Origin of the sequence: Pseudomonas graminis (genome assembly GCF_001705435.1) — a bacterium.
Classification (GTDB): Bacteria; Pseudomonadota; Gammaproteobacteria; order Pseudomonadales; family Pseudomonadaceae; genus Aquipseudomonas; species Aquipseudomonas graminis_B.
The window spans coordinates 26,581-45,904 of record NZ_MDEN01000059.1 but is presented as its reverse complement, the minus strand read 5'-3'; the positions used below and the strand labels follow the sequence as shown (position 1 = coordinate 45,904).

Genomic DNA, 19,324 nt, shown 5'->3' with positions numbered 1-19,324 from the left:
GAGAGACGTTATTATGTTACCCGTTCCTGCCCCCATGAGTGGTTATCGTGTCCCGACTTTTTTTACTTTTTGTCGTATTTATTACCGGTTTTTCAACCGTCACTGCCGCCGAAGCCAGCGTCCGCGTACTGACCAGCATAAAGCCGCTGCAGTTGATCGCTGCTGCCGTACAGGACGGGATTGCTGTGCCGGAAGTCCTGCTTCCGCCGGGCGCCTCACCGCATAACTATGCGCTGCGCCCGTCCGACGTACGGCGCGTGCAGGAAGCCGATCTGCTCTACTGGATCGGCCCTGATATGGAGACATTCCTGCCTCGCGTGCTGTCCGGGCGCAGCAAGGCATCGGTCCCGGTCGAGTCGTTGCCCGGTATGCACCTGCGCCATTTCACCGCCAGCGCCGAGCACCACGATGATGACGAAGACGAGCATGACCACGATCACCGCCCGGGCAGCGTTGACGCGCATTTGTGGCTGTCTTCGGTCAATGCTCGGGTGATTGCGGCAAAGATGGCCGCTGACTTGAGTCAGGCAGATCCCGCCAATGCGGCACGTTATGAGAGCAACGCGAAGGCCTTCGACGCACGCCTTGACGCATTGGACGCCAAGATCAAACAGCGTGTCGCCGGCATTTCAGGCAAGCAGTATTTCGTCTTCCACGAGGCGTTTGATTATTTCGAAGAAGCCTACGGGCTCAAGCATGCGGGCGTATTTGCCGTCAGCAGCGAGGTTCAGCCGGGCGCCCAGCACGTCGCCGCCATGCGTGCGCGGCTGACCGAATTCGGCAAGACCTGCGTGTTCAGCGAACCGCCCCTTCGCCCGCGTCTGGCCGACACGTTGAGTGCGGGCTTGCCGGTCAAACTGGCTGAACTGGACGGATTAGGCGGCTACACACCCGCCACTGCCGAGGGTTACGAGCAATTGCTGAGCAAGCTGGCGGATGACCTGGCGGGGTGTCTGGAGAGTCTTTAACTCCTGTGCCAACGCCTTCGCGAGCAAGCTCACTCCTACAGTTGAACCACGGTCCCTGTGGGAGTGAGCTTGCTCACGAAGCGTTTATGATGTCTACAACGCAAACGGCAACGGAATGTGGGTTTCCTGCCGCTGTTCCAGGCGTTTGCGGAATTCGTCCGGATCATGGATCAGCACGTCCTGACCGGCGAATGTTTCGGCGGCGATCAGGCGTGACAGCCAGAAGCGCACGCAACCCACACGCAGCATCGTCGACCACAGCTCGGCTTCGGCGGCTGTGAATGGCCTCAGAGCAGCGTAAGCACCCAGAAACGCCCGGGCGCGCGGCGCATCGATGGTGCCGTTCTCAAACGAGCACCAGTCATTCACGGCAATCGCCACGTCGTACAGCATCGGTCCGGAACAAGCATTGTAGAAATCGATCACGCCCGTCAGGTGGGTGCCTTCGAACAGCGTGTTGTCGCGGAACAGGTCGGCGTGCAGATTGGCCCGCGGCAGCGCCATGATTGCCGCCTTGCGACGCTGAATTTCCTCGATCGCCTTGGTCAGCAGCGCGCCCTGGGCCTCGTCTAGGTGAGAGATGAAATTACCGCCCTCCTCCAGCATCCAGTCCAGACCACGATCTGTTTTGCGCTCGACAGTCTCGCTGCGCGTCGCCACGTGCATGTGCGCCATGAATTCGCCGATCTGCACGCAGTGCTGGGTGTTGGGCTGGGCCGGGTGCTTGCCGGACAGACGCGGTTGCAGCAGCGCCGGTTTGCCTTTCAGCTCGCGCAGGGCCTGCCCGTCGGTGGTGCGCAGCGCGTAGGGTACGGGCAAGTTGGCGTCGTGGAGAACGTCCAGCAGTTCGATGAAGAACGGCATCTCCTGAACCGGACCGCGCTCGACCAGGGTCAGCACGAATTCGCCCTGCTCCAGGCTGATGAAGAAATTGGTGTTTTCACTTCCAGCGGCAATGCCCTGAAAATCACGCAGGGCGCCAAGCCCGTACGGGGCGAGAAAAGCTTCCAGCTCGGGCCGAGCCAGGGGAGTAAAAACGGACATAGAAGACTGCCAGCAAGAGAGTGAATGTAGGGCGTTACCAGCTGAATAGTACCCATTGGGGTATCAGCATGTCCGGTTGATCCGAACGGATGAATTGACCACTTGTGCCATCGGCGCGCACCAGATAATACGGCTTGCCGTGTTTGGGCGTGATCTTCACGGCGTACACGAATCCGTTCGCACGATACTCCTTGATGAAGCCATCGCTGTCCTGACGAATCGTCACATCAGGCTCTGCCGACGGCGCTTCATCGTCCGCCGCGACCGCCAGCCACGGACAGGCGATCAACCCGCCGAGCAGTAACAGGCGATTCAGCGCGCGCATGATAACCTTGTGCCTTTGTCGTCAACGGTCCGCGCATTCTAGCGCCGACCCCGCCGAAAAGGTTGATCTTGCACATGAGTCTTGCGCCCCTCGTCCTCGTGGACGGTTCTTCTTATCTATACCGCGCGTTCCATGCGCTGCCGCCGCTCATGACCTCCAAAGGCCTGCCCACCGGTGCAGTCAAGGGCGTACTGAACATGCTCAAAAGCCTGCGCAGGCAGTACCCCGAAAGCCCGTTTGCCGTGGTTTTCGATGCCAAGGGCGGAACGTTCCGCGACGCGCTGTACGGCGAATACAAAGCCAACCGCCCAAGCATGCCGGACGACATGCGCGTGCAGATCGACTTCCTGCACAACTGCGTGCGAGGCCTCGGCTATCCGCTGTTGTGCGTTGAGGGCGTGGAGGCCGATGACGTGATCGGCACCTTGGCGCGCAGCAGCGCGGCCGCCGACCGTCCGGTGGTCATCTCTACCGGTGACAAGGACATGGCGCAGCTGGTCGATGGCCACATCACGCTGGTCAACACCATGACCGGCAGTGTGCTGGACGTCGCCGGCGTGAAGGAGAAGTTCGGTGTTGGCCCGGAACACATCATCGATTACCTGGCGCTGATGGGCGACAAGGTCGACAACATCCCCGGCGTACCCGGTGTCGGTGAGAAAACCGCAGCGGGCCTGTTGGTGGGCATCAACGGTGGCCTGAAAGAGCTTTACGCGAACCTCGACAAAGTGGCAGCGCTGCCGCTTCGGGGCGCTAAATCCCTGCCGGCCAAGCTCGAAGAACACAAGGAAATGGCCTTCCTGTCCTACGAGCTGGCGACCATCAAGATCGACGTGCCGCTAGACATCGAGCTCGACGCCCTGCACTGCGGCGAGCCTGACCGTGAGGCGCTGATGGCGCTCTACACCGAGCTGGAATTCAAGAGCTGGATCACTGATCTGCAGCGTGACGCTCGCCAGGAAGGCGCGGAAGTCGTCCCTGCTGCCGAGCCAGCGCCTGTCATCGAGGCCAACTACGAACTCATTCTCGAGCAAACCCAACTCGACGACTGGCTGAAGAAGTTGAAAGCCGCTCAGTTGTTCGCTTTTGTGGTGCAGAGCAACGGCACCGATGCCCAACGCGCGCAAATCGTCGGCCTGTCGTTTGCGATCAAGACCCACGAAGCCTGTTACATCCCGCTCACCCATTCCTATATGGGCGTGCAGCAGCAACTGGATCGCGACGCGGTACTGAAATCGGTCAAGCCCATGCTGGAGGACGCGAGCAAAATCAAGGTCGGCCAGCACGCCAAGTTTGCGATCAACCTGCTGGCCAACTGCGCCATTGATGGTGACCAGAGCCAGGGCATCAACGTGCAGGGCGTCAAGTTCGACACGATGCTTGAATCCTACGTGCTCGACTCCACTGCGACGCGTCACGACCGTGACAGCCTGGTCGCCAAGTACCTGGATCACACACCGGTCAATTTTCAGGACATCGCGGGCAAGGGCGCAAAACAGCTGACTTTCGACCAGATCGCGCTGGAGCAGGCGGGTACGTATGCGGCTGAAGAGGCTGACCTGACGCTGCGCCTGCATGAGGTGCTGCAGGACAGATTGGCCAAAACGCCGAGTCTGGCGCCAGTGCTGAACGACATCGAGATGCCACTTATGCCTGTGCTGGCGCGTATCGAGCGTCAAGGTGCGCTGGTCGATGCCAATCTGCTGGGCAATCAGAGCGTCGAGCTGGGCAACAAAATGACCGAGCTTGAGCGCGAAGCGTTCGCCATCGCCGGTGAAGAATTCAATCTCGGCTCGCCCAAGCAGCTCGGTGTGATTCTCTACGAAAAGCTCGGCATGCCGATCATCAGCAAGACCGCCACCGGCCAGCCGTCCACGGCTGAAGCGGTGCTCGCGGAACTGGCCGAGCAGGAATATCCGCTGCCGAAAGTGCTGATGCAGTACCGCTCGATGAGCAAGCTGAAGAGCACGTACACCGACCGCCTGCCGGAGCAGATCAACCCGCGCACCGGGCGAATTCACACCTCCTACCATCAGGCGGTGGCGGTGACCGGGCGTCTGTCCTCCAGCGACCCGAACCTGCAGAACATCCCGATCCGGACCGCCGAGGGTCGTCGCATTCGTCAGGCGTTTGTTGCCCCCCAGGGCTACAAACTGCTGGCGGCGGACTACTCGCAGATCGAACTGCGGATCATGGCGCATCTGGCCAAAGACGAAGGCTTGCTGCACGCCTTCCGTAATGACTTGGACGTCCACCGTGCAACGGCGGGCGAGGTGTTCGGTGTCGAACTGACGGACGTGACCAATGACATGCGCCGTAGCGCCAAGGCGATCAACTTCGGTCTGATCTACGGCATGAGCGCATTCGGGCTGGCCAAGCAGATCGGTGTCGATCGCAAGCAATCTCAGGCGTACGTGGATCGCTATTTCGCGCGCTATCCGGGCGTGTTGGATTACATGGAGCGCACCCGTGCTCAGGCGGCGGAACAAGGGTACGTGGAGACCATCTTCGGTCGTCGCCTTTACCTGCCGGACATCAACGCGAAGAACCAGGCGCTGCGCAAAGGCGCCGAACGCATGGCGATCAACGCGCCGATGCAAGGTACGGCGGCGGACATCATCAAGCGAGCGATGGTGGCGGTGAATGGCTGGCTGGAAGCGTCAGGTCTGGATGCTCGCGTCATCCTGCAGGTTCACGATGAACTGGTGCTGGAAGTGCGTGAAGATCTGGTCGAGCAGATCAGCGAAGACATCCGCTTGCACATGAGCGGCGCAGCCGAGCTGGATGTTCCGCTGCTGGTCGAAGTGGGTGTGGGGAATAACTGGGACGAGGCGCATTAATACGGCCTTGTCGTTCCGATTCTGTTCGGAATCGGAACTGCGGCATCCATAAAATTTCCGCCGGTTTTGAACTTCGGCGGACAAACTCCGGTCTGAGTTTGCGAATGGCTGACGTAGCCATTCATGCTCCTATGTTGTGCTAAGTGTTGGCAGATATCCGGATCCCTCCCGAGAGGTCTGGACTTGGACCCCGAACTTCCCCTCCCCACATGAAGTCCGGGGTTTTTTTTGCCTGCGATTCAGGCCGCCGGTGCCTTGTCTTCCAGCTCCATCCAGTCGGCCAGCACGGTATAAGCCTCTTCCAGGCCCATGCGCTTGGGTGCCGAAAACAGCTGGATGGTAATGGCGTCACCCCAACCCCGATGGATTTCCGACTGGACCTTGAGCAGGGTGTTCTTCGCCGCGCCGAAGGTCAGCTTGTCGGCTTTGGTCAGCAAAATGTGCATCGGCATGCCGCTGGCGATGGCCCAATCCAGCATCAGCAGATCGAAGTCCGTCATCGGGTGGCGGATGTCCATCATCAGGATTAACCCCTTCAGACTTTCACGGCCGCCCAGATAGGCTTCCAGGTGGCGCTGCCAATGCAGCTTCAGCGGAATCGGCACCTTTGCATAACCGTAGCCCGGCAAGTCGACCAGGCGGCGGTCGTCATCCAGGCTGAAGAAGTTCAGCAACTGGGTACGCCCCGGGGTTTTCGAGGTGCGCGCCAGACTGGCATGGGTCAGGGTGTTCAACGCGCTGGATTTGCCGGCGTTGGAGCGGCCGGCGAAGGCGACTTCAAAGCCTTCGTCATCCGGGCATTGGTCGACTTTGGCAGCGCTGAGCATGAACTTGGCTTGTTGGCACAGGCCGAGAATTGGGTTCTTGAGTTGCATGGGATATCCGGTGAGGGCGTTGCGGCGTGCGCGGCAACGGGGTGTCGTTTTCCGTTCAATGGGCGCGAGTATATAATGCCGCAGATTTCATGTGTGCCTTGTCCGACCCCGGCGAGGGCATTGCCGAAGCGAAACCCCCATGGCGCGTAGCCTCAGACCCACAAATACAGGCCGCCCCCCAGACAGTTAGCCCTTCAGGCGACACTTTCAACCGCATCGGATCAACCCATGAACGCATTTCTCTCGAGTCTGCTGTTGACCCTGAGCCTGAATGGCTTGGCGCAGGCCGCTGACTCGCCAGTGGGCGACCCGGTCGCCGGGCAAGCAAAGACGGCTGTCTGCGGCGCTTGTCACGGACCCGATGGCAATAGCCTGGTGCCCATCTTCCCGAAGCTCGCCAGCCAGGGCGAGCGGTATCTGCTCAAGCAACTGCACGACATCAAGGACGGGAATCGGGTTGTGCTGGAAATGACCGGCCAGCTGAACCCGCTCACCGATCAGGACCTGGCCGACATCGCCGCTTATTACGCCGGTCAGAAAGGCAGCGTCGGCACTGCCGATCCCGATCTCGTCGCGCCTGGTGAAGCGCTGTTTCGCGGCGGCAAGCTCGATCAGGGCATGCCGGCCTGCATCGGCTGCCATTCACCAAACGGCGCGGGCATTGCAACGGCAGGCTTTCCGCACCTGAGCGGGCAGCACGCCGAGTACATCAAGAAACAGCTCACAGCGTTCCGCAAAGGTGACCGCATCAATGACGGCGACACCCTGGTCATGCGCACCATCGCCGCAAAGCTCAACGATAAGGATATCGAGGCGCTGGCGGCGTACATTCAAGGGCTGCATTGAGCGTCTGGCGCGCGATCCTGACGGACACGGTTGGTAAAACAAATTGCCGGCAGACCTGCCCGGACGGGCCAAAAAGGGTAGCGAACGGCTGCCCTTTTTTGTGGCCGCAGGCGTTACACTTGCGAACTCATATCACCTCGGCCGGTCGAACCGCGGCCACCGAAGTGACCTTCCATGCCCAGGAGTTAAGCATGCGTAATCTGATTCTCAGCGCCGCTCTGATTTTTACCAGCCTGTTCGGTTTGACCGCTCAAGCAGCAGAGCCCATCGAAGCCGGCAAGCAATACGTCGAGCTGAAAAGCGCTGTTCCTGTTTCCGAGCCGGGCAAGATCGAAGTCGTCGAAATGTTCTGGTACGGCTGCCCGCACTGCTACGCCTTCGAGCCCGTCATCAATCCATGGGCTGAAAAACTTCCCGCTGACGTGCACTTCATCCGCGTCCCCGCCATGTTCGGCGGCCCTTGGGACGCTCATGGCCAGCTATTCATTACCCTCGACACCATGGGCGTAGAGAAGAAAGTCCACACCGCCGTGTTCGACGCCATTCAGAAAGGCGGCAAGCGTCTGACCGACCCGAATGACATGGCCGAGTTCGTCGCCACCCAGGGCGTCGACAAGACCAAGTTCCTCGAAACCTTCAACTCGTTCGCTGTGAAGGGCAAGATCGCCCAATACAAGGAACTGGCCAAGAAGTACGAAATCACGGGCGTCCCGACCATGATCGTCAACGGCAAGTACCGCTTTGACCTCGGCACTGCCGGTGGTCCGGAGCAGGCGCTGCAAGTGGCCGATCAGCTGATCGCCAAAGAACGCGCGACGCTGACCGCCAAGTAAGGGCTGACCATGGCGCGCTGGGGAACTACTGAACGGGTCGTTGCCCGGCACACGCCGAAGGTCAACGAGCATCATCTTCACGAGACGGGCCTGCCGGCCGACGGTCGGCTTCGCCTGCTCAGCTTCAACATCCAGGTGGGCAACAGCACCGAACGCTACCGGCACTACCTGACCCGGGGGTGGCAGCATCTGCTGCCCCACAACGGTCGAGCCGGGAACCTGCAGAAAATCGGCGATCTGCTGCGTGACTATGATCTGGTCGCGTTGCAGGAAGCCGACGGTGGCAGCCTGCGCTCGGGCTACATCAATCAGGTCGAACACCTCGCCCAGCTCGGTTCGTTTCCGTACTGGCATCAGCAACTCAATCGAAACCTCGGGCGCCTTGCCCAGCACAGTAATGGCGTGCTCAGCCGTTTGCGTCCGTGGGACATCGAAGACCATCCGCTACCGGGCCCGGCCGGGCGTGGCGCCATTCTCGTTCGTTTCGGCGAAGGTCCGGATGCACTGGTCGTGGTGGTGATGCATCTGGCACTGGGCGCACGGACCCGCACACGGCAGCTGGCGTACATTCGCGAGCTGATTGGCGGCTATCGGCATCAGGTGCTGATGGGCGACATGAACACCCACGCCAATGACCTGCTGCAAACCTCGCCACTGCGCGATCTCGGCTTGCTTGCCCCGCAGGTTGAGGCGACTTTCCCCAGTTGGCGTCCCCAGCGATGCCTGGACCACATCCTCCTGAGCCCGACCCTGACCCTTGAAAAAGTGCAGGTGCTGGCCCAGCCCATTTCCGATCATCTGCCCGTCGCGGTGGAGATTCGCTTGCCGGCCTCATTAATCGGTGACTCGCTGCCGATAACAAGCACATCTCCTCGCGGACCTGTGGAATGACCGACGAAGCGCAGCGCTGGAAAGAAAAGTACCTCAAGGGCATCGAGCAGCAAGACAAACTGGAGCGGCGCTGGAATGCGCGGCTCGACTTGCTGCGTCGAGGCCTCGTGCGCAGCAGCCTGGCGGCCGAAGGTGCCGACAAGGCCGTTGATGCATGCATGAAGGAAATGCGTGAGATTGTTCGCAAGGACGACATGGACGCAGGCCTGGCCGCCTTGATTCCGCGCCTGGAAAAAGCGGTGCTGGAATCCGAGCAGCGTCGCGAGCAGCGCGTCGAGCAAATGGGCACGGCGTTGACGTCGTTGGTCGCGCAACTGCAGGCATTGCCGTTGCCGAAGGACGTCAGCAAGCCGCTCAAGCGATTCGCCAAGGGCCTGGAAGATCGCATCAATCAGGCCCGTGAGCTGCCGCTGCTGTTAAGCGAGTTGAGCGGACTTCAAGGGCAGGCGCTGTCGCAGATCGAACACCCGGATGAAGCGTCCCGTCCGGGTTTTCTGCAGCGATTGTTCGGCAGTCACCGTGAGGCTGGCAGCGAAGGTGATGATTCAGCCCCGTTGGCCCATCCAGTTAACGAACCGGCCGGGGTGCAGGTTTCTGATGATGCGCTGCAGCATTCATCCGCCATGCCGGAGGCTGCCCCAGAGAACACCGAACTGGAGGCGGAACTTCGCAGCACCGTCCCGCCGGTTCCCCAGCCTGTCGCCCAAGAGCCTGAGCGCGCCATCCCGGAGTCCCACCCGGAAGTTGCAGTCGAGCGGGTAATGTCCGAGTCCGAGCCCGAGCCGGCCCAGACAGACGAAGAGCCCGAAGTATCGCTCCGCACCCCTGACGCCGCTGACGTCACGCAGCCTCTAGCCGATGAGGCTCCAGCCGAACAACCAGCAGAGCCTGCGGCTGAAGCGCCCGCTCCGGACCCTGACGAGACTGCTGAAGTCATCGTCATTGCCGACGACATCGATATCCTCGCTGAAGACGACGAGCCTGATGAGACCGCCGCCGAAGAAGACAGCCCCTACGCGTTGCCCTCCTCGCCCGAGCCAAGTTACAGCTCGGTCGCCGCCCACATCGAAGAAACGCTACTGGGCCTGCTCGACGAACTGACGCTGCCCGAACACCATCGTGCGCAAGCCGATGCCATGCGCGCCCGGCTTGAGCATGGGCTGAACTGGTACGAACTGCTGCCGATCCTCGACGACCTTGCTGTGCTGATGCTCGCCGTCACTGACAGCGGCCAGCATGAATTCGAGGCCTATCTCAAACAGCTCAATGAGCGGCTTGAGTCGTTCCAGAGTGGCTTGCTGGCAGCCAGCGAAAACCATGCCGATCAGCAATCGGCGTCACGGCAACTGGACCATCAACTGCGCGAGCACGTCGATGACCTGCAAATCAGCGTGCAGCAGGCGGCCGATCTCGACAGCTTGAAGCAGGTGCTGGAGAGGCGCCTCGAAGGGCTGATTGGCACCATGGATCACCATCAGCAGCAACGCGATCAACGCGAGCAGGAAGTCGCTACCCGCCTGCAAGCCCTCTCCAGTCGCGTGGCCACCATGGAGCAGGAGGCGCTGGGCTTCCGGGTTCATCTGGAAGAGCAACGGCAAAAGGCCCTGATCGATACGTTGACAGGCCTGCCAAACCGCGCGGCATGGAACGAGCGGCTGGAGCAAGAGATCGACCAGCTGCAGCGTAAGCAATCAAGCCTGCTGCTCGGCATCCTCGACCTGGATCACTTCAAGCGTATCAACGACGGCTACGGGCATCTGGCGGGTGACAAGGTGCTGAAGATCATCGCCGGTCAGCTGCGAAAGCGATTGCGGGCTTCGGACTTCATTGCGCGATTTGGCGGGGAAGAGTTCGTGCTCCTGCTGCCGACCACGCCGATGGATGAGGGGTTGGCGCTGCTGGAGCGTCTGCGCGAAGGCATCGAACAGTGCCCGTTTCACTTCAAGGGCGAGCGGGTGACGGTCACGGTGTCCATGGGCATCACGGCGTTCTCCCAGGGTGAGCGCAGTGATGTTGTGCTCAAGCGTGCTGACCAGGCGCTGTACCGCGCCAAGGACGAGGGGCGAAACCGCATCGAGCAGGGCTGAGACGGTTCGTCTGGTTGGCTGCGTGGGGATGATGCATTTTTGAATGCGTCACCGACGTTACGTTACACTGTTGCATTATTTGCCTACACGTCGTGCCCCCATGAAGTCTATTTCTGCCCTGTTTCTGTTGTTGCTGCTGAGCGCTTGCAGCAGCGGTCCGAAGATCGATACCAGCCATCCTTCCGTCAATTTCGACAGTCGCGTGCAGTTTGTTGTGGTCCATTACACCTCTGCCTCCCTCGATCGGTCGTTGGCATTGCTGACCCACGGTGAGGTCAGCGCGCATTACCTGATCGGCGACGGTCCAGCCACCACCTACAAGCTGGTCGACGAATCCCAGCGCGCGTGGCATGCCGGCGAAAGCGAATGGGACGGGCGCACCTGGCTCAACTCAAGCAGCATCGGCATCGAGATCGTCAACCCGGGCTACCGCGACACGCCCACCGGCCGGCTTTGGTATCACTACAGCGAGGCGCAGATTCAAGCGCTGATCGTGCTGCTCAAAGACATCGTCAAACGCAATCACATCGAACCGCGCCACGTCATTGGCCACAGTGACATCGCGCCCCTGCGCAAGCTCGATCCGGGCCCGTTGTTCCCTTGGAAGCGGCTGGCCCAGGAAGGTCTGGGAATCTGGCCGGATGAACAGCAAGTCGCACAGCGTCAGACGCAACTGATGGGCGTCGTGCCAAATATCGTGTGGTTTCAGCAGCAATTGGCGCTGCTGGGTTACCCGACGCCGCAGACCGGAGAGCTGGACATTGCGACACGTCACACGCTGGCTGCGTTCCAGATGCACTACCGACCACAGAAATTTGACGGTGAGCCGGATCTGCAAAGTGCGGCTATTCTGCAAGTACTTAACTTCAAGCACTAAATTCCGCTAATGTCGCTTTTTTCCGGGCTATTGCTGCGCTTGTTGCTATACCTCAGTGGTTATGGAAATCCCACCCTCTGGATGACTGTCGATGCTCACGGCGACGCCGCGACTGCGCTCTTTCCTTTATCGTCCCTGGCTTCTGGCATTAATGGCCGCGCTGTTAAGCGCGGCCATCCTGCTGGCGGGCAGCTTCGGGCTGGCGATGCATCAGGCCCGGCAGGACGAACGTGCGCAGATGAATGCTCAGGGCGAGCGCTTTCTGGTGCGGCTGGAGCAGTTATTTGGCCAGTTGAGGGCCGGGCTCGATCAGCTTGAAGCGCAATCGTTGCGCGGATGCAGCCCTGAGATGATCGGGCAGTTGCGTCAGGTGAACTCGCGCTACCGTTTTATCTACGAAGCGGCGTACGTCAACGAAAGCCAGTTCTGCTCCAGCTGGACGCGGCAGAGCCTGATTGGCAAGCCCAGGCCACCGGACATTCGGGGCCCTACCTACGACTACTGGCTCAACACCTCCACCCAGCCTGACGACAACCTGGCTTCATTGATGCTTGGGCGCGGGGAGTTTCGTGTGTCCACCTCCCGCGGCCATTTGACTGACGTCGTCGACCTGCCGGCGGGCGGCAGTCTGGTCGTGGTGCTCGATCGCGGGTCCAAAGCAGTCCCGGTCCTGGGCCCCGCTCAGGCATGGCCGCCCACACCGGAATGGTCGCCGACCTCCACCGAAACGCTGATGACCACTCAGGACAAACTCGTCTACCGGATGCCGACCCAGAGCCCGGAGTATCAACTGGTCTTGATAACGCCGCGCAGTGCCTTGCAACAGAAGATCACCGGTGCGTGGTGGCTGCTGGTCCCGGCCAGTCTGTTGATTTCATTGTTCATCGGCATTCTCGTTCTGCAACTGGTGCGTCAGCGTCAGTCGCTGGGCGGTGAGCTGCATGGAGCACTGCGCCGCGGCGAGCTGAAGGTTTTGTATCAGCCCATTTTCGACCTCAATACCCGGCTGTGCGTGGGCGCTGAGGCCCTGGTGCGCTGGCGTCGACCGGACGGCACGCTGACCAGCCCTGACCTCTTTATCCCGCTGGCGGAAAACACCGGGCAGATCCGCCAGATCACCGACTTCGTGCTTCAGCAGTTGCTTGAACAGCTGGGCCATCTGTTACGCGCCAATCCGCACCTGTACGTATCGGTCAATCTGGCAGCGTGCGACGTCATGGCCCCACGCATCGGTCGGGTGACGGCGAAGCTGCTGGCGTTGCACCGGGTAGCGCCTCGGCAGATCGCGTTTGAAGTCACCGAGCGCGGTTTGGTGGACGTGGTGGTCGCCCGCAACCATCTTCAGGCGCTGCGCGATCGGGGCCATCAGGTGCTGATCGATGATTTCGGCACCGGCTATTGCAGCCTGGCCTATCTGCAGACGTTGCCGGTGGATTGCCTGAAAATCGACAAAGCGTTCATTGACGCCCTAGGTCACGATGCCGCCAGCAGTGGCGTGGCGCCGCACATCATTCGCATGGCCCATGCGCTGCAACTGCGGGTGATCGCCGAAGGCATCGAGTTTGAGTCCCAAGCAATGCTGCTGAAAAGCGAAGGGGTGATTTACGGCCAGGGCTGGCTGTTCGCACGGCCGCTGAGCGCGACCAAGTTCACCGAACTGGTTACCGGGGGCAGGCGCAGCGCCGGGCGTCGTGCGGATGATGTGGCGTAGTCCAGCGAGACCGTATTACAGCGGCAGCGCCATGTAAAACTGCGTGCCCTGCCCCGGTCGGGAGTAAACGCCCATGCGTCCGCCGTGCAACTGAACGATTTCCTTGCACAACGCCAGCCCCAGGCCTGCGCCGCCTTTCTTGCGTCCAACCTGAACGAACGGCTCGAAGATCCGGGCCTGCTGGCCGTAGGCAATGCCCTCGCCGTTGTCTTCCACGCTGATGATCAAGCGCTCGCCATGACGCCTTGCCTGCAGGCGGATCAGGCCGGATTTCGGGGTATGGCGCAGGGCGTTATCAAGCAGATTATCGAGCACCCGGTCGAGCTGCGCTTTGTCCGCCTGTACCCGTGGCAGCGGCTCTTGGGTTTCCAATAGCACCATGACGTCCTGGTCATGGGCGGTGTCGGCGAAGCGCTGACGCGCCGACTCGAGCAATTCACTGATATCACAGGGCTCGAGTGCCAGCTTTTGCAGACCGTTCTGATAGCGCGAGAAGTTGAGCAGGTCGTTGATCAGCTGCATCAGCCGCTGCATTTCTTCGTTAACGGTGTCGAGCAGGTCCTTCTCGCGCGAGTCCGGCGGGAAATGCACGCGTTCCTGAAGCAGTCCGAAGGCCATGTGCATGCCGGTGACGGGCGTGCGCAACTCGTGGGAGGCCCGTAGCACGAACTCACTGCGCACGCGCTCGAACGCCCGCTGTTCGGTGACGTCGTGCAGCACCATCACGGCGCCGACGATGTGCCCTTTGGTGTGGCTGACCGGCGTGAGGCTATAGGTGAGCAGACGAACTTCGCCGTCGATCTCGATGGATAGGTCATCGGGCGCCCGTTCCAGCGTGCCACCGCGCAATACCAGGTAAAGCTGTTCGTCCAGTTCCGGACGTTGCAGCGCTTCGCCGAGCCCTTGGCCCAGGCGACTTTCTTCCCAGCCCAACTGCCGTTGCGCGACGGGGTTCAGGTGTTCAAGCCGCCCCTGGCGGTCGATCATCAGCAAGCCGTCGTCGATGCTGTCCAGCACCGCCTGCAGACGCTGCTGACCGGCGAGCAACTCATCGACGTTGGTTTTCTGATGTTGGCGCAGGGCGTCGGCCATCATGCCGAAACGGTGAGTGAGCAGATTCATTTCGTCAGATGAGGACGTGGGCAGCGTGACGTCGAAATCACCTTGGGCAATCCGGTCCGCCGCCTTGGCCAACTGCTCGATCGGACCACCGAAGCGCCGGGCGATGCCGTGGGCGGTGACGAAACCGATAACCAGCACTGCCAGCCCCACCAATCCCAGCAACGCCGAGACCCAGAGCGCTCGCGATCTTGAGGCGCTTTCTGCCTGGCTGATGTTCTCAAGCGCCTGGCGGTGGGCGTCGAGCAGACCATTGCGCAACGTGTTGAACGCCTCGGTCACGGCCTCATCGTCGCGGATCGCGTCACCATGTGCGCTGGACTGCTCGATGGTTTTGACGAAGCGGGCATAGTTCACCCGGGCCGTTTCGAACCCGCTGGGAACGCCGGTTTGCTGATCATGTTCGATGCCCTGATCAAGCAGGTTCTGGAACTGTTCCTGGTTGCGCTTGATATCCGCCTGATCAGGGCTTTCCTGAAGCAGCAGGACCAACTGATCGCCCAGGTTCTGTCGCAGCTTCAGGCCGATATCGAGTGTGGTGAAGTTGTGCCGAATCGACGATTCCTGAGATTTGGCCATCTGCATAACGCTGACGAGCCCCAGCACCAACCCTAAGAGGGCGACGGTGATGAGGGCCGAAATACTCAGAAAGAGTCGGGTGCGCAACTTCATCGCAAACATCATCGGCGCCCTGTCACAGGTTGTACTGCTTACGTTTTCGGTACAGCGTCGATGCGTCGATGCCCAGTGTGCGTGCGGCTTGATCCAACGTATCGCTGGTGGCCAGTACCGCGCCGATGTGGGCTTTCTCCAGCTCATCAAGGCTCAACGCTGCGCCGACGCGCGGGGCATTGTTGGCTGGCTGTTCGGCCATGCCGAGGTGGGTGATTTCGACTTTTTCCTGCGGGCAGATAATGCTCGCCCGCTCGATCACGTTGCGCAGCTCGCGGATGTTGCCGGGCCAGCGGTAGTTGAGCAGCGCGCTGCGGGCCTGCTCGCTGAAGCCGCGCGCCGGGCGGCTGTATTCCTTGACGAAGCGCGCCAGGAAGCGGTCTGCCAGCGTCAGGATGTCTTCGCTTCGCTCGCGCAAAGGGGGCAGATTCAGGGTAATCACGTTCAGGCGATACAACAGATCCTCGCGGAAGCGCCCTTCGCGGACCATGTCTTCGAGGTTCAGGTTAGTCGCCGCCAAAATGCGCACGTCAGCGCGACGGGTCACCGGGTCACCGACGCGTTCATATTCCTTGTCCTGAATGAAACGCAGCAATTTTGGCTGCAGCGTGAGCGGGAAGTCGCCGATTTCATCAAGGAACAATGTGCCGCCGTCTGCCTGATTCACCCGACCGAGTGTGCTCTCGCTGGCACCGGTGAAGGCGCCGCGGCTATGGCCGAACAGCTCGCTTTCCATCAACTCGGCGGTGAGGGATGGGCAGTTGATGGTCACGCAGGCCTTTTTGGCGCGCTTGCTCCAGCCGTGAATCGCCCGGGCCAATTCGCCCTTACCCGTACCGGATTCACCGAGAATAAGGATGTTGGCGTCGGTGTTGGCGACCTGGCGGGCGGTTTCGAGGATCGCCATCATCGACGGGCTGTGGGAATCCAGGCCGTCTTTAGGTTTGCGAACTTCGCCTTCAAGGGCTTCAAGTCGCGCGGACAACTGGCGGACTTCGAGCTGCTTGGCGGTGGCGAGGCGCAGTTGATCCGGACTGCAGGGCTTGACCAGATAATCGGCAGCGCCGGCCTGGATCGCATCCACGGCAGTGTCGACGGCCGAGTGCGCGGTGACAATCACCACGCGCATCCAGGGCGCCTGCACGCGCATTTGCGCCAGAACATCCAGCCCGTTGTCCTCACCCAGACGCAGGTCGAGGAAACATACGTCGAATACCTGACGCTGCAACAGCGATTCCGCCTGCGCCGCGCTGTTGGCGGTGGCTACGCTGTAGCCTTCATCTTCCAGGCAATAACGGAAGGTGCGAAGGATGGCGGACTCATCATCCACGAGCAGAATACGGCCCTGATTCTCAGCGGCTGCTTCCATGTTTCCTACGCTCCTCAATGAATAGTCTGTGTTAGTCCCGGAAACATCGGGCAAGTTGCATGGTTCATTCTGATTGATTCTTTGCGCTGCATGGTAGCGATCTTCTGAAAAAGCCGTCATGCGCTGATCCATGACAGCTCATGTCCCCAGTGGTCAGCACGGATCCTTGTCCAGGCAAAATCAGGCCGCGCCGAACATCTGGGCGAAAGACCAGTCTGTCCAGGGGTAACTTTTTGCAATTGTCTGGAGATTCCCATGCCCACGTTGAAGAAGATCGCCCTGGCCATTACCACTGCCAGCCTGCTCGGACTGACGCCCGTCATCGCCCACGCGGCAGCCGCCGATCTGCAGACCCAGCTGGCCGAGGCGCGCCAGGAGGGTTCGATCTGGACCGCCTTTGCCCTTAACCGGCATTTGAGCCCGTTCAAGATCAGCGTGGACGTGGAACAAGGCACTGCGACCCTCAAGGGAAAGGTCGAGAACCAAGTCGACAAGGATCTGGCGGCGCAGATAGCGGGCGACATTCAGGGAATCAACAAGGTCGATAACCAGCTTGAGATCGACCCGCAGGTCGCTGCCGATCCGGGCACCAAAGCCACCATGGCTCAGCGCTTCAACGACGCGACGCTGACTGCAACCATCAAATCCAAGCTGCTGTGGAACAGCGTGACAGAGGCGTTGAATATCGACGTCAGCGCCGCCCAGGGGGTCGTCACCCTCAAGGGCCAGGCGAAAGACGCGGAGGCCAAGCTGTTGGCCGGAAGCCTGGCCACCAACACGGACGGCGTGACGGAGGTGAACAACCTCATCAGCGTCAGCGCGCGGGATACTCAGGCGATCAAGGAGCAAAGCGAGCAGCAGGCCAACAGTGTTCGCGAAGAGTTCAGCGACGCATGGATCACCAGCAAGGTGAAATCCAGTCTTATATATAGCCGCACCCTCGACGGTTTGAACATCAAGGTCGAGACCAAAAACGGTGTAGTGACGCTGGACGGGGTGGTGGCTAACTACGCCGAGAAGGAATTGGCGGTCGAGATCGCGCGCAACATCCGCGGGGTCAAAGGTGTAGACGCCGACACCCTGCGTGTGACAGCGCGCAGTGCGGGTTAGAGCCTTGCACGGCGGCCGAACGACGGATGTCAGAACATAATTCGCATCCGGAATGAATTCGGTCGCACACGTGGTGTCGGGACATTCGTGCATTCCGCACGATGGCAAATGTTCAATCGTGCAGCTTGCGTGTACGACACTTCTGAGTAGGCAATTTAACTCTTTGATTTATAAGGATTTATTGGTTATCTGAAAGCTGGCACACAGCGTGCAATATCCCTGATAACAAAGGCCCGGACAGACGGCCGACAAGATTGCCAGGAGTCAGCTGAATGAACGCTCAACATCTCGCCAACAAACTGCGTATCTCCCCTCTGCAGTTGCAGCAAGGTCTGTTTGCCAGTCTGGCGTTGATGATCACGCTTATTGTTGTGCAGCAGTTCAATCACTGGAATCAGAATCATGAAGTGACTCAGGCGCACTATTCCCACGCTTACACCGTACCCTTTGCCAAGGCAAGTGCGTTGAAAGCCTCGGATGTGGCCCTGAGCATGCAAGTTGATGACGCGGCCGCTACTACTGATGAAGCGCCACGTCAGCAAAGCTGGGTTTTCTGATCCTCCGGGTCGAAGACGCGATCTACCCCGAGGGTCATCCCGACGCCTCGACGTAGCAAAAAATCAATAAACAGTAAGGAGATTCACCATGTTGAGTTGGGCAATCACATTTCTGATCATCGCTATCGTTGCAGCCGTCCTTGGTTTTGGTGGTATCGCAGGTACTGCTACCGGTATTGCCAAGATCCTGTTCGTGGTCTTCCTGGTTATGTTCGTGGTGTCGTTCTTCTTTGGCCGTCGCGGCCGAGGCTGAATATGGGCTTCAAGCATTTCCATGCACTAATACTGGCGCTCCTTGGGAGCGCCAGCGTTACAGCTATGGCGGCCAACGACGGTCAATCTCGGGTGAACGAGCTTTTGAGCTCGGATTCCGAGTACCGCGAAACGTGGTCGAGCGTAGTGAAGAAGGAAGAGCGACTGCCCGATTGGGTGATCAATCTCTCCGGCGCCGCTGAGCAGATGAATGCCGTGACCGAAGACGGCGACAAGTACTTGGTAGGGCCGCTCTGCGAAACCCAGGACACTTGCCGCACCAAGCGACTCATTGTGGCGTTCAGCCTGAACAAGTCCCATGCGTACGCGATGTTGGTCGAAGTGCCTGCGGGACTTCCCGCAGACAAATCACCCACGCGCCATGCGGATTACCGGTTTTTGGGCAAGCCGGATGAAGGCATGCAAGGCCTTCTGAAAGAACAGCTCAAGAAAGATCCGAACTGGTATTGATTCGAATGACGGGAGACCTGTCCCTGACAGACCTTCCTGATAGACGCGCAGCCCGAAGACGGTGCGCGTATGACCAAGGGGCCGGGGCGTTACGATCAACGGAGTGATTGAAGCGTCCTAGGTGTACAAGGAGTACTCCCACGCGTGGGCCGGGTCAGGCAAGCCGCAACACAAGTCCATCGTCCGATACGGTCTTAGCCTCTATCGACCGTGGACTTGTGAGGCGCAAACGATCGCTATTCCCTCCAAAGTCGCCCGCCCTCAAGCGTCCTACATAGCCTCTTCCACGTTTCCTACGACCGTATATCGCCCGGAAATCCCTCTTTTGAACGGCTGTCTGCCGTCCTTGCGCCATCCTTCGCCTCGGCGCAAAACCGTAAGCAAATCCGCTGCAGGCGACGTATTAGCCACTTCTCAGCATTCCTGTGTCAGGCAAATCCGCCCTCTTTTGGCGCAAAGCAGCGTAAGTGATTGATT

16 protein-coding genes and 2 pseudogenes are annotated in these 19,324 nt (G+C 60.2%); 12 read left to right on the top strand and 6 right to left on the bottom strand.

Annotated elements, in window-relative coordinates; genetic code table 11:
* Positions 1-38: 38 nt before the first annotated feature.
* A complete protein-coding gene (gene znuA / locus BBI10_RS08395; protein WP_065987948.1) occupies positions 39-968 on the top strand; it encodes a zinc ABC transporter substrate-binding protein ZnuA in 930 nt (309 codons plus the stop codon).
* 93 nt (positions 969-1,061) lie between these two features.
* Here the strand turns inward: znuA and BBI10_RS08390 are convergent, their stop codons facing one another.
* Together BBI10_RS08390 and BBI10_RS08385 are read right to left on the bottom strand one after the other, a co-directional pair.
* Entirely contained in the window at positions 1,062-2,012 is a 951-nt protein-coding gene (locus BBI10_RS08390) for a homoserine kinase (RefSeq protein ID WP_065987946.1), read from the bottom strand.
* Between the two features lie 34 nt (positions 2,013-2,046).
* The gene (locus BBI10_RS08385; protein ID WP_065987944.1) at positions 2,047-2,337 is read right to left on the bottom strand and encodes a DUF2782 domain-containing protein; all 291 of its coding nucleotides are present in this window, start codon (positions 2,335-2,337) and stop codon (positions 2,047-2,049) included.
* 74 nt (positions 2,338-2,411) lie between these two features.
* On the opposite strand from BBI10_RS08385, the gene polA reads away from it, so the two are divergent.
* Positions 2,412-5,177, top strand: coding sequence for a DNA polymerase I (polA, locus tag BBI10_RS08380; protein ID WP_065987942.1), 2,766 nt, complete (start codon positions 2,412-2,414; stop codon positions 5,175-5,177).
* 239 nt (positions 5,178-5,416) lie between these two features.
* Here the strand turns inward: polA and yihA are convergent, their stop codons facing one another.
* Positions 5,417-6,052, bottom strand: coding sequence for a ribosome biogenesis GTP-binding protein YihA/YsxC (gene yihA, locus BBI10_RS08375; protein WP_065987940.1), 636 nt, complete (start codon positions 6,050-6,052; stop codon positions 5,417-5,419).
* A gap of 228 nt (positions 6,053-6,280) precedes the next feature.
* On the opposite strand from yihA, the gene BBI10_RS08370 reads away from it, so the two are divergent.
* The 6 genes from BBI10_RS08370 to BBI10_RS08345 all read left to right on the top strand — a co-directional run bounded on the left by BBI10_RS08370 (position 6,281) and on the right by BBI10_RS08345 (position 13,297).
* Positions 6,281-6,898, top strand: coding sequence for a c-type cytochrome (locus tag BBI10_RS08370; protein WP_065987939.1), 618 nt, complete (start codon positions 6,281-6,283; stop codon positions 6,896-6,898).
* A gap of 191 nt (positions 6,899-7,089) precedes the next feature.
* Entirely contained in the window at positions 7,090-7,731 is a 642-nt protein-coding gene (locus tag BBI10_RS08365) for a thiol:disulfide interchange protein DsbA/DsbL (RefSeq protein WP_037017094.1), read from the top strand.
* A 9-nt stretch (positions 7,732-7,740) separates the two neighbouring features.
* Complete coding sequence (locus BBI10_RS08360; protein ID WP_065987938.1) at positions 7,741-8,622, top strand: endonuclease/exonuclease/phosphatase family protein; 882 nt, start codon at positions 7,741-7,743, stop codon at positions 8,620-8,622.
* Positions 8,619-10,709 (top strand): GGDEF domain-containing protein, encoded by a 2,091-nt coding sequence (locus tag BBI10_RS08355; RefSeq protein ID WP_065987937.1) that lies wholly within the window; start codon positions 8,619-8,621, stop codon positions 10,707-10,709. The genes BBI10_RS08360 and BBI10_RS08355 overlap by 4 nt, the downstream gene beginning before the upstream one ends.
* Positions 10,710-10,809: 100 nt before the next feature.
* A complete protein-coding gene (locus BBI10_RS08350) occupies positions 10,810-11,586 on the top strand; it encodes an N-acetylmuramoyl-L-alanine amidase (protein ID WP_065987935.1) in 777 nt (258 codons plus the stop codon).
* 91 nt (positions 11,587-11,677) lie between these two features.
* Positions 11,678-13,297 carry an EAL domain-containing protein gene (locus tag BBI10_RS08345; RefSeq protein ID WP_065987933.1) on the top strand — a complete coding sequence of 540 codons (1,620 nt, stop codon included), beginning with the start codon at positions 11,678-11,680 and terminating at the stop codon, positions 13,295-13,297.
* A gap of 15 nt (positions 13,298-13,312) precedes the next feature.
* Here the strand turns inward: BBI10_RS08345 and BBI10_RS28545 are convergent.
* From BBI10_RS28545 to algB, 3 genes and pseudogenes are all read right to left on the bottom strand, one after another.
* Positions 13,313-13,621: pseudogene (locus BBI10_RS28545) on the bottom strand (sensor histidine kinase); the annotation flags it as partial.
* A 77-nt stretch (positions 13,622-13,698) separates the two neighbouring features.
* A pseudogene (locus BBI10_RS08340) lies at positions 13,699-15,100 on the bottom strand (KinB sensor domain-containing domain); the annotation flags it as partial.
* Positions 15,101-15,110: 10 nt separating this feature from the next.
* Positions 15,111-16,457, bottom strand: a complete 1,347-nt coding sequence (algB, locus tag BBI10_RS08335) for a sigma-54-dependent response regulator transcription factor AlgB (protein WP_065987926.1) — start codon at positions 16,455-16,457, stop codon at positions 15,111-15,113.
* A 255-nt stretch (positions 16,458-16,712) separates the two neighbouring features.
* Between algB and BBI10_RS08330 the strand changes: the two genes are divergently transcribed.
* The 4 genes from BBI10_RS08330 to BBI10_RS08315 all read left to right on the top strand — a co-directional run bounded on the left by BBI10_RS08330 (position 16,713) and on the right by BBI10_RS08315 (position 18,847).
* Positions 16,713-17,567 (top strand): BON domain-containing protein, encoded by an 855-nt coding sequence (locus BBI10_RS08330; RefSeq protein WP_065987925.1) that lies wholly within the window; start codon positions 16,713-16,715, stop codon positions 17,565-17,567.
* A 272-nt stretch (positions 17,568-17,839) separates the two neighbouring features.
* Positions 17,840-18,124, top strand: a complete 285-nt coding sequence (locus BBI10_RS08325) for a hypothetical protein (protein WP_065987923.1) — start codon at positions 17,840-17,842, stop codon at positions 18,122-18,124.
* Positions 18,125-18,212: 88 nt separating this feature from the next.
* Positions 18,213-18,377, top strand: a complete 165-nt coding sequence (locus BBI10_RS08320) for a DUF1328 domain-containing protein (RefSeq protein WP_002555679.1) — start codon at positions 18,213-18,215, stop codon at positions 18,375-18,377.
* A 2-nt stretch (positions 18,378-18,379) separates the two neighbouring features.
* The gene (locus BBI10_RS08315) at positions 18,380-18,847 is read left to right on the top strand and encodes an inhibitor of vertebrate lysozyme family protein (protein WP_065987921.1); all 468 of its coding nucleotides are present in this window, start codon (positions 18,380-18,382) and stop codon (positions 18,845-18,847) included.
* Positions 18,848-19,324 lie beyond the last annotated feature (477 nt).